We start from the raw sequence: 15,406 nt of genomic DNA, 5'->3' as shown, positions 1-15,406 counted from the left end.
GTACAGAATCCCATTCACTAGGTTTTAAAAAACAATGGTGGCCCCCAACAAAAAGTTGATTCCTGCCTGAGGATAATACCTGGCTTCCTCGATGGTGGTGATGGTTCCTGGGTTGGAAAAATCATCATCATAAGTGTAAAAATATCCGTTGGAAACAATATCGGCATCGAAAATGTTGTTCACCAGACCAGACAACACAATGCTCTTAAAAAAGGAGTTGGCCCTGATGACATATTGCACATTGAAATCGGTCTGGGTATAACTGTCCAAAGTGGAATTTTCCGAATCAATATTGCCCATGTACTGCTTGCCCACAAATTTGGACAGTAGGGACAACTGTAGGTTTTGATTGGGCTGAAAGGCCAGAATATTGCCTGCCACGATCTTTGGGGAATAGGCTATGTTGGTATTCCCCAAATCCTGTAGTTCCCCGTCCCTTTGGAAATAAAAGTCGAGGTTTCGATTGTCGCTAAGGGCGATATTGGGCCTGAGCATGAACTTTTGGCCCAGTTTGATGTTGGCATCCATTTCCAGACCCAAGCGATAACTGTCCCCCACGTTGGACCTCAAGGGCGCCCCCACATCGTTGAGCTCTCCGGTTAACACCAACTGGTCCTTGTACCTCATATAGTATACATTGGTATTCAATTGGAAATTGGGGGAAACATAGCGCCATCCCAATTCAAAATCGTTCAGATGCTCAGGTTTTGGGCTCCCACTTTCGTAATCGTTACGGTTGGGCTCCCTGCTGGCCCTGGCATAGGAAAGATAGAAATTGTTGTTTCGATCCAAATCAAAAGTGACGCCGGCCTTGGGGTTGAAAAAATCAAAGGTATCATCGACCAATCCGGTATCCTCCCCATTGGCCTCATAGCCAACCCCTCGGTATTGCAGATCGCCAAAAACAGACCATTTGCTGTTGAGCTGATAGTTGGCCTTGGCATACACATTAAGATCGGTCTTGGTGGAGCTGTCGTCATAATATCGGTCCCGAATATCACTGTTGCTGGCAAAACGTGCCCAAATGATCTCCCCAAAATGATCACCTTTATACTCGTTATACCCTCCCCCCAAGATCACTCGGAGTGCGTTTTTGTGGTAAGTGGCCGAGAAGACGGTCCCGTAAAAATCATTTTCCAACCAACGCCTACGGATCAAATCTGTGGTGCTGACCTCTTCCCCGTCCACAGTGATGGGCTCCAATCCATAATCGGCAAAATCATCCTCATCGCGGTACTGTTCAAAAAAACCTCGTCCACGTGTATAGTGGAAGGCCAGATTGGTGCTCCACTCATCACTCAAAGTCTCACTCCAGTGCAGTTGAAAATGATCTTGCTTGTAATTGTCCTCTTCGTTGTCATGGAACCTGGTCTGTCCGTTGGCATCGGTGTACTCCCCCACAGGATTGAACGTTCGGTCCTCCTCCAATTGTTGGGCGGTGACCCCGTCCCAAGCTTGATAGGTAATCTCGTGCCCTCCAAAGAGCAGTGCCTTTATAAGGGTGTTTTCGTCCTTATAAACCCCTTGCAGGAAATAGGCGTCCAGTTCAGAAGCCGCCCTGTCCACATACCCATCGGAAGTGATCCGGGACAACCTTCCCGAAAATTCAAAATGATCGTTCAAGATACCGGTGCTGAACTTCACATTGTTCCGCAGCGTGTTGAAACTCCCCACGGATGATGAGACCTTGGCATAGGCTTCCTCGGAAAACGCATCGGTGAGGACGTTGAGGCTTGCACCGAAAGCCCCTGCCCCGTTGGTAGAGGTCCCCACACCCCTTTGCAATTGAAGACTTTGGGTGGAAGAGGCAAAATCGGGCATGTTCACCCAAAACGTACCCTGCGATTCGGCATCGTTATAGGGCACGCCATTGATGGTCACGTTTACCCGTGTGGCATCACTACCCCGGACTCGGATGCTGGTGTATCCCACCCCAGCTCCTGCATCGGAAGTGGTCACTACCGCAGGCATAAAGTTCATCAGAATGGGCACATCCTGTCCTAGGTTCCTGGAAGCCATTTCCTCCTGGTTCAAGTTGGAAAAGGTGATGGGAAATTCCTTGGTCACCCTAATGGCCTGTACCAAGACCTCATCCAGCACGACTTTTTTTCCTTCCAGGGAATCGGTCTGCGCTTCCTGTGCGCCCATGGTGGATGCGAATCCGGAAAGGGCCAATGTTGCCACTAAGGTTTTGATGTTGCTCCCGTGGTTCTTTGTCGGTCGCGTTGGACCGCATTCCAACCCAGCGGTCATGGGCTTACTGATTGAATAAAGCAGTTTCATTCGTAAAAAATGTTACGAATAAAAGGGGTCATTATTCTTGTTGATAAATTGATTTTTGTTTCAAAAGAAACATAGAAATTCCAAGATGCGCCTTGCGCAATCCCTTGGCGGCATTACCCGCCCAGGTTCATTGGGTATAATCTCAGCCTTTCGTGAAAAAAGCACCCCTTTGAGATGGGGCAAATGTAGTGTGCCGAGTCCACTTTTCATAAAAATAAATCGGGAAAATTTAACTTTTACTAACAACCGAGGCCCTGATGTGCCAGCGTATATATGGGTATGCATCCTAAATCCAAAAAAAGGTTTACGTTCAAGATCATTTCCAGTTACGTGGCTCTTGGCGTATTAGCCGTGCTTGCTTCCTTTTTTATCTACAGTGAGTTCAAGACTTATATTTCCGCCAAGAGCAAGGAGGAAGACAACGTCAAGTTATTGAAGACCAATAGGCTGCTCACTGATCTGTACGAAGCGGAAAACTTATCCAAGTTGGCACTTCAGACCAAAAAACCGGACGACCTCCAGGCCTATGCACAAAAGGTGGATTCCATCAATACCATCATAGATTCTCTTAAGCCACTTGCCAACAATGACCCCAATGCCCCTATTTCACAATTGGACAGTGTGCAGGAACTACTCAAACAAAAGGTCTTCAACAGTGCCGAGCTGCGCAAACTTAGGGTGAAGAACGAAAACAGGACCTCTTACGATTCCGTGCTGGATGCTTTCCATAAAATGGAAGTGGGCATGGGACGCATCACCCCAGAGACCTTTGCGCCCAACTTTAAACAGTTGCCCGCATCCACACAAAATTCCATTCGGGAATATGTGGCCCTTCTCAACAAAAACATTCCCAGTTCCAATGGGGATGTTGATGCGAACAACATCGATTCCATTCTCCATTTGTCCAAATCCATATTGAACAAGGCCAAAATGGAAACCGCGGCCATTGAACGTTCCATGATCCAAAAAGAGCTGCAGATCTATAGGACCGACATTGAGCTTTCCCAAAAAATACGGAACATTATCGCTGGCTTTGAAAAAGAAATGGCCCAAAATGCCTATTTGGACAGCCTCAACCAACAACAGGCATTGGAAAGGACCACCCGATTGGCCGGTGGTGCCATTTTATTGGGACTATTGATCGTTGTTTTCTTCACCTTATTGATTTCCAGAGACTTTTGGAAAGTCCAACGCTATAGGGAACAACTGGAAGAAGAGAAAAAATACTCTGAATTTCTATTGAAGAGTAGGGAGCAACTGATCACTACGGTGAGCCACGACCTGAGGACACCCTTGAACACCATCAGCGGATATTCCGAATTGATGGAACACAGCGGATTAAACGGCAAGCAACTGAACTATCTGAAAAATGTCAGGTCCGCATCGGGCTATGTGGAAAACTTGGTGAACGACCTTTTGGATTATTCAAAATTGGAAGCGGGGAGAATGAACCTCGAACAGATGCCCTTTATCCTCTCCAACCTTATCCAGGAAACCTCGTTGCACTTCAAGGACGTAAATTCCAAAAAGGAGGTGGAACTCCAATTGGAAATCGACGAAAACCTGGAAAAACCTATTGTGAGCGACCCATTCCGCATACGGCAGATATTGACCAACCTTGTGGGGAATGCCTTTAAATTCACCCAAAAGGGCTATGTGAAAATAAGCGCCCTCTTGGAAGAAAAAGGGAATGAACAATGGGTCAGGATCAGGGTAAAGGATACGGGAATCGGTATAAAAACTGAACAACAAGAGTTGATATTCCAAGAGTTTGCCCAAGCCAGTGATTCGACCGAGAAAAAATATGGGGGGTATGGTCTGGGACTGACCATTTCGAAAAAACTGACCGAACTTCTCAACGGAACGATATATTTGGAAAGCCATGAGAATGAAGGAAGTACATTTACGGTTCGGATTCCTGTGGCGTTTGGTGAAATGCCCATTGCGGAAGACCCTCCACAAGAAAAAAAACTTGATGGCCCCTTGACTCTCTGTGCAATCGATGATGATGCCAACATGCTCAAGCTCTTGGAAGACATCTGCCAAGTCAATGCTATCCCTATAAAGACCTACACCAATTTCGAGGAAATTGAAAAACAGGGGAACATTTCATGTGATGTTGTACTGACCGATATACAGATGCCCGGGATCGATGGGTTTGCCGTTCTGAAAAGACTTCGGGACATGGGCTATGAAAATCCAGTAATAGCAATGACGGGGCAAAAAATATCGGACAAATCGGCCTATACGGTGGCGGGGTTCACCGATGTACTGCAAAAACCATTTTCCAATACCTCATTCCTTAACATTTTGGGCATGATGGGTCATTCGATCAATGGGAGAAACACAGCGACCACTTCTGTTCCTGATTCACAATCGGCACATTTCAGTGTCGGGAACATTGCCCCGTTCCTAGATAGCCCACAGGCCGTTCTGGAAGTACTGGAAGTCTTTTTGGAAAACACGGAAAAAAATTTGGGACTGCTCTTTTCACACATTGGGAGCACCAATTTTTCGGAAATAAGAGCCATTTCACACAAAATGCTGCCCATGTTCAGGCAATTGGAGGTACACAAGGCCATCCCCTTGTTGGAGGAACTGGAACATCTTTCTGATGATGCCAAGGCGAAAAAAGTATTCGGGACATTGACACAGCTTCAAAAAGTGGTCCACCACCTGAATGTTGCCATCAAAGATTATCTGGTCAGACTTCCAGTTGATATTGATTGATCTTGTTGTAAAGGGTCTTACGGGTTATCTGGAGTAATTTGGCCGCCTTGCTCTTGTTGAAATTGGTCTGTTTGAGAGCATCCAAGATCCTTTCCTTTTCATATTCGGACTTGGAAAAGACGGGAGTATTATTGCCTTTGGTCCCATTGACGACCTCTTCTGAAAGAGAACTGGGCAGAACAGTATTGCCTTCCGTAAAGAGCACGGCCCGCTTGATCATGTTCTTCATCTCCCTGAGGTTTCCCGGCCATGGATAGTCCATCAATATCTGTTTGGCCTCGGCTGAAAATTCCAACACCTCTTTCTCCAATTCGGCATTGGCCCTATCCAAAAAATAGTTGGCGAACAAAAGAATGTCTTCCCTTCTTTCTCGCAATGAGGGAACCTCAATGGAAAATTCGTTCAGCCGATGGTAAAGGTCTTCCCTGAAACTGCCTTCTTCAACGGCCTCCTGCAGGTTTTCGTTGGTAGCGGCAATGATCCGAAGGTCCAGTTGTATCTCTTTGGTGCTCCCTACCCGTTTTATCTTGCGTTCCTGAATGGCCCTGAGCAACTGTACTTGGTGTTCGTAGGAAAGATTGCCCACCTCATCCAAAAATAGGGTGCCGCCATTGGCCGCTTCAAAATGCCCTTTCTTGTCCTCTATCGCCCCTGTGAAACTCCCCTTGACGTGGCCGAAAAACTCACTGGTGGCGATTTCCTTTGGAATGGCGCCGCAGTCCACAGCCACAAAACTTTGCCCTTTTCTTTTACTGGCATGATGGATGGCATTTGCAGTGACCTCCTTGCCCGTACCGCTTTCCCCCGTCAATAAGACCGACATATTGGTGGGCGCAACCAGATTTATGTATTGCTGGAGTTTTTTTGACCGTTCACTTTCCCCGACCAAAAAACTAGCTTGCTCTAGCTTTTTGGGGCTGGGCGACGGTTTCTTAGGAGTTTCTTCCTTGGTATGGGCCACATTGAGGGCGTTGTTGATCACCGTCAAGATTTCCTCGGGAGTAAAGGGTTTCGAGATATAATCGAAAGCTCCCTTTTTCATGGCATTGACCGCGGTCTTCACTTCAGCATAACCTGTCATCAAAATGACTTGGGTAGTGGGCGATTCCCTTTTGACCTGTGGGAGCAAGGTGACCCCGTTCCCTTTTGGAAGCCGTACGTCCGACAAGATGATATCAAAAATGGAAGTGCTTAACTGTTCTTCCGCTTCCTTGATGGAGTAGCTTGTGGAAACGGCAAAACCATGTTTGGTCAAAAACTTTTGCAGCATTTGACAAAAAGCAGTGTCGTCTTCAATGATCAAGATTTTGGGCATATCTCAGTCAACTAATATACGATACCGTCACTTGATCACATGCCGGGCGAACTATAAATTTATCACAAAAAAGAAAGGGACCGCTCTCGCGGCCCCTCACTAACCAAACCAACTAACCTAACGTGGTTTCGAAAACTATGATCTACATCTCAATCCAGTTCCCTTCAGCATCGGCATATACAGATCCTGTGGTACCATCTTCAAGGATAAGATCCAACTTGTACTGGTCCTGATCGTTTTTATATGCCTTGGCAACCTTGGCAGTGGGGTAATCTTTTGCCACGGCTGCTGTTACTGCTTCTGGTACATCAGAAACACTGATTTCTTCAAAATCTTGCGCTACAACAACGGCTGTGTCGTCCATTTTCAATTCTGGGGATTCAACATTGGCCATAGCCGTAAGTCCTACAAATGATAGTGCGGTTGCAAAAATTAATTTTTTCATGGTATATGATTTTATGTTATGAATTAAACTCGCTTATCTATATGAAAAACTGGTGCCAATCCTGAAAGGCGTCCCAAATTTACCTCATCTTACTGTTTGTGAGGTGTTTATAAATTGTGCCGTTTTTCGAGTGTTGTGTAAAACTGTGTAGAGTGCGGGTCAAGATGTATAGTTTTTACACAAGAAAGGCTGCCGAAGCAGCCTTTCCTTACGCCAAAATCATAATCCCAAGGAAAAAGACTATGAATCAGATTGGCAGCAATGGACAATACATGGATAGTGTTTATATAGCATCATCCTGATTCTTTTTTTCATTTTTCTTTTTTCGGCCCTTCACATAAGAGTATAAAATGTACATGGCAATCCCAAGGGAGACCATATTGAGTAACAGTACTATTTTTAAAAACATCTTTTTTCATTCACATTTGCAGTTTCCATACCAAGGTTAAAAGAAAGCCGTACTGGATGTACGGCTCTCTAACCAAATCAACCAACCTAAATCCTAACAATCCAAAAGGACTGCGAATACTTTGCCTTGAGACGTAAATCAACATCCCAATAGGTTGTACATTTCTATGACACCTTTTATGAATCCAAGTCACACGAATGGCCAAAAAAAATCCGCCATCAAAATTGATGGCGGACATACTGTTCTGTTCTTGTGTTGTTTAGGCCTGGTGTGTAGGCTTTAAAAGATCGTTCACGGTCTTTACTGGGTTAAAGGTCACCAACGGTACCTCCACGAAGATGGTGTTCCAAAATGCCATGCCACCATTCCAAAGCCCAGGCAGTTCCAAGGCCTTGAGTTCTTTTCCCTCCATGGTTTTGCCAGTGATGAAGCCTTGCTTCTCATCCACAAAATTCAAGAGATCATATTTTTCCCCTTTATAATTTCGCACTCCGCACACCAAATCCACAGGATTGAAATGGGTCGAATTGTTAAGGATGTTTGCCTGTTCTGGATTGTCCAAATCTATTTGGGCGGATTCTATGATCTGAAGCGAAATGTTCCCTTGGGAGTCTTGGACCCAAAATGGCCCTCCACCTGGCTCACCTTCGTTCTTGACCATGCCACATATGCGGATGGGCCTGTTTATGCTATTTTTCAGCACAGTTTGTTGTTCGCTTATGTCCAGTTCATCATAATCGTTGGGCATGCGTACATTGAGGCTCTTCTCTAGAAACGTCTTTATTTCGTCCGCTTTTTCCACGGAAATATTTTCCTTGTCCAGAAGTTTCGCATAGGCAAATGCCTTGTCCTGAACCTTTTTGAGTGCGCCCGCCAACATTTTTTTACTGTTGGCCACTTCCTCCAAGTTCTTATCGATCACCACATTGTCAATGTTCTTGATGAAAATGATATCCGCATCCTGGTCGTTCAGGTTTTCGATAAGGGCACCATGCCCCCCCGGCCTGAACAGGATAGATCCGTCCCCGTTTTTGAAGGGCCTGTTCTCCATATCCACCGCAATGGTATCCGTTGATGGTTTTTGGTTGGAGTATGAAATTTCAAACTGGGTATCCGTGCTTTTCGAGATTTTCGGGCCTACCTTGGCCTCTTCCTCTTTGAACATTTCGTCGTGTTGTTCCGAAACCGTAAAATGAAGATGGGCCTTCCCCTCCGTTTTCGCATATAGGGCCGCTTCCTTCAAGTGTTCCTCAAAAGGGGTGGCGCTACCGGATGCATAACTGTGGAAGGGCAGAAGTCCTTTGGGATAAAATCCGTAGTTGAGCCCTTCCTCCGCAAGCATTTCCTTGGCAAAGAGATAGACCTCTTCATCCTTACTGCCTGCTTTTCCCTTGATCCGCTCCATGATCTTGTCATAAAAGGGAAACTTGGCCATTTGGTCGGCGAAGGCTTTCACATCCTTGTCCCCTGTCCGATCAATATACTCCGAGAGGCTTTCCTTGGAAGGATCGTAGGCGTCCAAAAAGTTGAACATGGCTTTGAACATCCGTGAAGCGGCGCCCGAAGCGGGAACAAATTTCAACAGGTCCAGAGTACCCCTGTGGTCTTCAAAATACTGGATAAGCTCTTTTTGTTCCTTTTCGGAAAACCTCAGGATACCGTTGCCCACCACTGCGGCCTTTTTGAGTTGCACAAATGGGATTCCCTCAATAAAGGTTTTGATCTGACGGATGACTTTTTCATTTGAAATTCCTTTGGAATCCAATTGTTCCAAGTCTTTCGGACTCAATTTTATCATGCTTTAGAGAAGTTTGTCAATATACTTTATGGCTGTTGAAAGCCGAGTTGCCTTATCTCCTCTTAAGGTAATAAAATTTCGGTCATATTTTTCCAATGATTCCTTGAAATACAAAAACATTCGTTCACGCTCGTCCGGTTTGTCCCTTAGGTCATCCGCCACCCATGGCGTGTCAATGTAGGTCAACAAATAAAGATCATATGTGTTTTTGAGCGCATATTCCTCCAAAAGGGGGTCGCAAGTTCCGGTATAGTAGGTTTCGGAATAGACCTTGGTCTCCAAAAGATCGGTGTCACAGATCAGGACCTTGTTGGCAGATTTTGCCAATAAGTTTTCCAAGCGCATCTGTCCATAAGCAATGGGCAATAGGTCTTTGGGCTCACAGGTCTTATGCTCCCTGTCCCATTTTTCCTGAAGGTATTCGCGGGCATATTCGGGCACCCATTCGGTGCGATAATGTTGTGCCAATTGTTCGGCCAATGTGGTCTTTCCTGTGGATTCCGGTCCAAAAAGGACTACTTTGATGAGGTTTGAGGGCTCTTGCCCAAGTGTTTCTTCCATGTTAGATATCCCTGAATGGACAATACTGTAAAGATGAGGTACTGCAATGAAAACATGCCCCACCCCCTATGAGCATACAAAGGTACGGTTATTAAATCCCCGATGATCCATAGGGTCCAGCTTTCCAATTTTTTGTTGGCCATGTACCACATTGCCGTGAAAAAAATACCCGAGGTGACGATGTCCACATAATTGCTTGCCTTTATCTCTGCCCCAAATGCCACGTACACCCCATAGGTAACGAGCATGGTGAGGACAAAAAGGCCGAGACCTACCCATTTTTCCTTCGTATCCGTTCTGGTGATAAGCACCACGGGGTCTCTGTTCTCCTTTCTTCGGGCCCAGTTCCACCAGCCATAAATACTCATGATGGAGAAATAGAAATTCAACATCATATCCCCAAAAAGTCTGTCCACAAAAAAGATGTAGGTGGTGATGGCCGTGCCCACCAAGCCCGTGGGATAGACCATGATGTCTTCTTTCTTGGCATAGACCACACTGGCAATCCCGAAGAAAAAAGCGGTGGCCTCCAAGATGATGAGGGAAAGCTCCCTATCCTCGTAGGGCCCTAGGAAAAAATCAAAAATGGGGCTCATAACCGCTTCTGTCGGATTTTACCATTTTCATGGCCAGTACCACATGGTCCAGGGCACCAAAAGTTTCCTTGATCTCTTTTTGGAGCAATACCATGACCTTGTCGTAGTCCCCGAATACTTGTGTGCTCAACGGATTCTCCAGAACGGTGAGCCCAGAAGCACGCAATCTTTTGATAAAATCAATGATAGGAGGCTCAAAATCATCTTGTAACGGGGTAAGGGTAAGCTCTACGGAAATCTTCATGGGAACACTTTTTCAGGGGCAAAACTACTAAAAAGAAACGGTCAACCCCCCATCATTTTGAGTGCATACACGCAGGTGAATCCTTCAAACTCAAAAAACTCGATCTCATACTGCGATTTTTTTCCCTTGTATAGAATTTCGGCCACGGTGCGCGAATCATCGAACGTAAAATCCATGACATTGATATGCCGCAAAAAACTGAGTCCCTGCTGCGCGTATATTTTATAAAGGGACTCCTTCGCGCCCCATACTATGGTCAGTTTTCGGATGATGGCCTCTGCATTGGCCAAGGTCTTGTACTCCCCAATGGGTGTGAACTTGTGTGCAATATTGAGGATTTTGTCCCGCTGCATCTCTATGTCGATGCCTACCTCGTCGGTCTCGCTCACAATGATCCCTGTAAAATTGTGGGAATGGGTAATCGAAATGTAGCTTCCATCTTTGAGATGGGGCTTGCCAAAATCATCGTAGTAAAGGTCGCTGTCCTTGTATCCGGCCTCTGCCATCAGGTGTCTTATGCTCAAGAATGCCCTACGGTGCGCCTCGGATTTCATGCCGTCCATCCTGCTCTGGCAATGCGAAGTGAGCTCCACATTCCTAGATAGCTGGGACTCAGGTTCGGTGACCTTCCAGACATATACCTTGGTAGTGGGTGAAACTGTTATGGTTTTGTAAATGGGCATGACCAAAAGTTAAGCGAATTTGTATCTTTGTAGCACTAATAAAGCGAAGCTACAAAAGTAAATATACATAAAGTATGAGCACAAAGACAATTCCGTACATACCCTATAAGGTAAAGGATATCTCCCTTGCAAGTTGGGGAAGAAAAGAGATTGAGCTTGCCGAAGCGGAAATGCCAGGACTTATGGCGTTACGGGAGGAATATGGGAGCCAACAGCCCTTGAAGGGCGCCCGAATTGCCGGTTGCCTGCACATGACCATCCAAACAGCGGTCCTTATCGAGACCTTGGTGGCCCTTGGCGCAGAGGTGACCTGGAGCTCCTGCAACATATTTTCCACACAGGACCATGCCGCTGCCGCCATTGCCGCAGCAGGCGTTCCCGTTTATGCCTGGAAAGGAATGAACGCACAGGAATTTGATTGGTGCATTGAGCAGACCTTGTTCTTTGGGGAGGATAGAAAACCCTTGAACATGATCTTGGATGATGGTGGTGACCTTACCAACATGGTCTTGGACAAATATCCAGAATTGGCCCCAGGTGTCAGGGGACTTTCCGAGGAGACCACCACGGGGGTACACCGTTTGTATGAACGAGTGAAAAAGGGAACTTTGCCCATGCCCGCCATCAATGTGAACGATTCCGTGACCAAATCCAAATTCGACAACAAATATGGCTGTCGTGAAAGTGCTGTGGATGCCATCCGCAGGGCCACGGATACCATGTTGGCCGGAAAGCGCGTAGTGGTTGCCGGTTATGGCGATGTTGGCAAAGGTACTGCAGCCTCTTTCCGAGGGGCCGGATCTATTGTCACCGTTACCGAAATAGACCCCATCTGTGCCCTACAGGCCTGCATGGACGGCTATGAGGTGAAAAAATTGGAGACCATCGTCTCCAATGCCGATATCGTGATCACTACCACTGGCAACAAGGACATTATCCGTGAAGAGCACTTTAGGGCCATGAAGGACAAGGCCATTGTCTGCAACATAGGGCATTTTGACAATGAGATTGATATGGCTTGGTTGAACGACGCCTATGGCGACACCAAGGACGAGATAAAACCACAGGTGGACAAATACACCATCAATGGCAAGGATATCATCATTTTGGCGGAGGGCCGATTGGTCAACCTAGGTTGTGCCACAGGACACCCCAGTTTTGTGATGAGCAATTCGTTCACCAACCAGACCTTGGCACAGATAGAGCTCTGGAACCACAGTGACAAGTATGAGAACGACGTTTACATGCTTCCAAAGCACTTGGACGAAAAAGTGGCCAAACTGCATTTGGCCCGTTTGGGTGCAGAGCTCACCGAGCTTAAGGAAGACCAGGCCGAATACATTGGCGTGACCGTTGATGGTCCTTTCAAACCTGATTATTATAGGTATTAAAAATCCTACAAGTATAAACATAAAACCCCAAGGCAAGCCTTGGGGTTTTTATTTGCAAATTATTTTTACGTTAATCCGCCAAAAGACCTTGCTCGTAGTAGCAGGTCTTGTTCTCTTTCAACAAAGCCAAGCCTTCTTCCCTTGTATCCATTGGGTCGATTTTGATCTGCTCTCCGTTGGGCATATAAACAATGTAAAACCCTTCTTCAAAAGAGGAAAGTTTGATGATCTCTCCATTTGGACGAACGGCGTTCCAGGATTTTTCATCCGGCTTGTACACCAAATCTATTTTCTTTCCTTTCTTGGGCCCTTCGACCACGGTCACTTGGATCCTGTTCTGGGTGGCCACCATTTTGTAGGTATTGCCCTCGTGCTCCACCATCTGCGTCTCAGATTCCCCTGGTTTCATGGCGATGGGATTGGATCCCGACCAGAACTCGATGACGTTGAAAATCAAAACATCACCTAAAAAGAACAGTCCATAGACAGGGACAATGTTCAGTCCCCAGAAAATCAGGTTGTCCAAAAATTTGCTGTCTGTCAATCCCTGGTTCCAGTCCTTTAGGTTATTGAACGCTTTAAATGAGCCCAAACAACTGGTAAACAGAATAGAACAGGCCAACAATGAAGAAATAACGGCTTTTTTCATGATATAAGAATTATGGTTAATGGTCTTAAAGCTACGAAAAGATCTTCTTGGAACCATTACAGATTTCATACCCGTATCAACATATTTTCCATTTTTAGTACAGGTAAGGTCCCTTTCAATTCTACAGTGATGATTACCTTTACCTCTAAAAACAGGTAGGCATGGATACTAATTGGCACCGAATAGAAAATGTGGAAACGGTGGACTCCCCATCAATTGTTCTATACCTGGAACACATAAAGTACAATTTGGAAAGGATGGCATCCCTTGCCAATGGCCATATCGAGCGGTTGATGCCACACATCAAGACCAACAAAATGCCGAAAGTGATGCAATTGTTGTTGGAGTCGGGCATTTCCAAATTCAAGGCATCGACCATTGCCGAAGCGGAAATGGCCGCCGAAGCCGGGGCGGCATCTGTGCTCATCGCACATCAACTGGTGGGGCCCAAAGTGGATCGTTTCATCCGTTTGGCCAAACATTTTCCCGATACGGAGTTTTCCACCCTGATAGACAATATTGACAGTGCGGAACTTTTGAACCAAAAAGCATTGGAACAGGAGCTTATCGTCAATATCTATATCGACATCAACAATGGCATGGACCGTTCCGGGATCAGGATCGGGACGGAACTGGATGTGTTGTTGGATTATTTGAAAATTTGCAAAAATCTTTCTTTCAAAGGGTTACACGCATATGATGGTCATCTGAGGGATACTGACTTTGCCGTCCGGAATGAAAAGATAGAAGCGGGCATAAGAGATGTGGAAACCTATTTTGAAGCCCTCAAGGAAAGCTATCCGCAGGCCCATTTGATCTGCGGCGGTACGCCTTCCTTCACTTCACACATCCTACAGGAAAAAAGGATCGCCAGTCCGGGTACCTGCGTACTTTGGGATTGGGGGTATGGTGAAAAATTGACGGAACAGGATTTCAAATATGCTGCTCTTCTGGTGACCCGCATCATTTCCAAACCCACCGAGGGCATCATCACCGTGGACATGGGTCACAAATCCGTGGCCTCCGAAAACCCCATTGACAAACGCATAAAATTCCTGAACCTTGACTCCTATGAATTGGTTTCACAAAGTGAAGAACACGGGGTCATCAAGGTTCGGGACTGGGACAAATGGAAGGTCGGAGATGTACTTTACGGTGTTCCCTACCACATTTGCCCCACCATCAATCTCCATGATGAAGTATCGGTGATCCAAAACGGAAGAAAAATGGACACTTGGGAAATCACTGCACGGAAACGAAAGCTTCGCTTTTAAGGCATCAATCCAAATCCAGTACTTTCCCCAAATCGTAAAAGTAGAAATCCTTCGCGTCGTTCATAGCGGCAAAGAGCCCATTTGGAAAGGTATCGTTCAAGGGCACCGTGACCACATCGCAACCATCGGTCTCGGTCGTGGATAGGTTCACCGCCTTGATGAAGCTGTTGTCCTTTCGGGAGAAAATGTTGAATTGCCCCCTTTGCTGGTCGGAAACAATGATATAGCCTTCACCGTTCGGATATTTGGCGATGGCGATTCCCTCAATGTCCTCCAAAAACAGCTCGCCGCCAAAGCAGGCCAGTTCTTCGTTACCCATGTTGGGTTCGGCATGATACTTTTTCACACATTCCCCTTCATCGGAATAATACACAAAGCCGAGCTCGTTGTCCACGGCAATAGCCTCGATTTCCTTTCCTCCGGTAAAGCTCCCGAACTTCCGTACTAAACGGGCAGAAATCCCTGTGCTGTCGGATTCCAATTTATATTGATAGAGGTAAGAACCGCTGGGACCTATTTTTCGCCCTACAATGGCATACATGGACGAATCTTTAAGCGATTTGTACAGGCTGATTCCCATGGCCAACCGCTGCTCTGCATTCGGTTCATCTTCAAAAACAGGGAAGCCGCCACCGTCCAATGGTTTCATGTCGGGCACGGAAAACAATCGAATCTGCTGTTTTTCCCTTTCGGTAAAGGCAATGATGTCCACGGCAATGGAATCGTTCAACTGAAAACCATATTCCACATCCGCATTATTGGGCCGTTGGATATCCGTTATTGATTTCTCCCTAATGATCTTTCCGTTCAGGTCAAAGGCATAGACACCCCCATTGGTTTCCTTATCGGTTCCAAAAACGATGCTCTTTGAGGCATCTTTAGGATGGATCCAAATGGCGGGGTCGTCGGTGTCATTAGGTGTTTTTTCGGTGATGATGTCCGGTGCTATGGCAGGCAATTTGGGAGCCTGTTGTTTACAGGAAAGCACCAAAATTGATAAAAAAAGTAATATTCGTATCTGTTTCATT

At 46.1% G+C, this 15,406-nt stretch carries 13 protein-coding genes; 3 read left to right on the top strand and 10 right to left on the bottom strand.

Annotated features, from left to right (window positions below; translation table 11 throughout):
- Positions 1 to 24: 24 nt before the first annotated feature.
- On the bottom strand, positions 25 to 2,148 hold the full coding sequence (locus tag D2V93_RS04105) for a TonB-dependent receptor (protein ID WP_245978091.1): 2,124 nt from the start codon (positions 2,146 to 2,148) through the stop codon (positions 25 to 27).
- Between the two features lie 414 nt (positions 2,149 to 2,562).
- Here D2V93_RS04105 and D2V93_RS04100 point away from each other — a divergent pair, with 414 nt between their 5' ends.
- The gene (locus tag D2V93_RS04100; RefSeq protein WP_182849937.1) at positions 2,563 to 5,013 is read left to right on the top strand and encodes a hybrid sensor histidine kinase/response regulator; all 2,451 of its coding nucleotides are present in this window, start codon (positions 2,563 to 2,565) and stop codon (positions 5,011 to 5,013) included.
- On the opposite strand, the gene D2V93_RS04095 is transcribed toward D2V93_RS04100, so the two are convergent.
- The 7 genes from D2V93_RS04095 to D2V93_RS04065 form a co-directional block, all read right to left on the bottom strand.
- Positions 4,988 to 6,328: a sigma-54-dependent transcriptional regulator gene (locus D2V93_RS04095; RefSeq protein ID WP_119618497.1), complete on the bottom strand. Its 1,341-nt coding sequence runs from the start codon at positions 6,326 to 6,328 to the stop codon at positions 4,988 to 4,990. The two genes, D2V93_RS04100 and D2V93_RS04095, sit on opposite strands and share 26 nt — an antisense overlap.
- Positions 6,329 to 6,470: 142 nt before the next feature.
- Positions 6,471 to 6,773: a hypothetical protein gene (locus D2V93_RS04090; protein WP_119618496.1), complete on the bottom strand. Its 303-nt coding sequence runs from the start codon at positions 6,771 to 6,773 to the stop codon at positions 6,471 to 6,473.
- A 668-nt stretch (positions 6,774 to 7,441) separates the two neighbouring features.
- Positions 7,442 to 8,980, bottom strand: coding sequence for a DUF4301 family protein (locus D2V93_RS04085; RefSeq protein WP_119618495.1), 1,539 nt, complete (start codon positions 8,978 to 8,980; stop codon positions 7,442 to 7,444).
- A gap of 3 nt (positions 8,981 to 8,983) precedes the next feature.
- The gene (locus tag D2V93_RS04080; protein WP_119618494.1) at positions 8,984 to 9,541 is read right to left on the bottom strand and encodes an AAA family ATPase; all 558 of its coding nucleotides are present in this window, start codon (positions 9,539 to 9,541) and stop codon (positions 8,984 to 8,986) included.
- On the bottom strand, positions 9,496 to 10,137 hold the full coding sequence (gene pnuC / locus D2V93_RS04075; RefSeq protein ID WP_083569535.1) for a nicotinamide riboside transporter PnuC: 642 nt from the start codon (positions 10,135 to 10,137) through the stop codon (positions 9,496 to 9,498). The genes D2V93_RS04080 and pnuC overlap by 46 nt, the downstream gene beginning before the upstream one ends.
- Entirely contained in the window at positions 10,121 to 10,381 is a 261-nt protein-coding gene (locus tag D2V93_RS04070) for a YkoF family thiamine-binding protein (RefSeq protein ID WP_119618493.1), read from the bottom strand. Before D2V93_RS04070 ends, pnuC begins: the two co-directional genes overlap by 17 nt.
- A 41-nt stretch (positions 10,382 to 10,422) precedes the next feature.
- Positions 10,423 to 11,064, bottom strand: coding sequence for a 4'-phosphopantetheinyl transferase family protein (locus tag D2V93_RS04065; protein WP_119618492.1), 642 nt, complete (start codon positions 11,062 to 11,064; stop codon positions 10,423 to 10,425).
- A gap of 74 nt (positions 11,065 to 11,138) precedes the next feature.
- Here D2V93_RS04065 and ahcY point away from each other — a divergent pair, with 74 nt between their 5' ends.
- A complete protein-coding gene (gene ahcY / locus D2V93_RS04060) occupies positions 11,139 to 12,455 on the top strand; it encodes an adenosylhomocysteinase (RefSeq protein WP_119618491.1) in 1,317 nt (438 codons plus the stop codon).
- Positions 12,456 to 12,525: 70 nt separating this feature from the next.
- Here ahcY and D2V93_RS04055 read toward each other — a convergent pair whose 3' ends face one another.
- Positions 12,526 to 13,104 (bottom strand): DUF3332 domain-containing protein, encoded by a 579-nt coding sequence (locus D2V93_RS04055; RefSeq protein WP_072876015.1) that lies wholly within the window; start codon positions 13,102 to 13,104, stop codon positions 12,526 to 12,528.
- Positions 13,105 to 13,265: 161 nt separating this feature from the next.
- Here D2V93_RS04055 and D2V93_RS04050 point away from each other — a divergent pair, with 161 nt between their 5' ends.
- Positions 13,266 to 14,378, top strand: a complete 1,113-nt coding sequence (locus tag D2V93_RS04050) for a D-TA family PLP-dependent enzyme (protein WP_119618490.1) — start codon at positions 13,266 to 13,268, stop codon at positions 14,376 to 14,378.
- A 4-nt stretch (positions 14,379 to 14,382) separates the two neighbouring features.
- Here D2V93_RS04050 and D2V93_RS04045 read toward each other — a convergent pair whose 3' ends face one another.
- Positions 14,383 to 15,405, bottom strand: a complete 1,023-nt coding sequence (locus tag D2V93_RS04045; RefSeq protein ID WP_119618489.1) for a phytase — start codon at positions 15,403 to 15,405, stop codon at positions 14,383 to 14,385.
- Position 15,406 lies beyond the last annotated feature (1 nt).

The sequence above is a fragment of the Flagellimonas taeanensis genome (assembly GCF_003584105.1).
Classification (GTDB): domain Bacteria; phylum Bacteroidota; class Bacteroidia; order Flavobacteriales; family Flavobacteriaceae; genus Flagellimonas; species Flagellimonas taeanensis.
The sequence above is the reverse complement of the archived record's forward strand: the minus strand, read 5'-3'. Positions and strand labels throughout refer to the sequence as shown.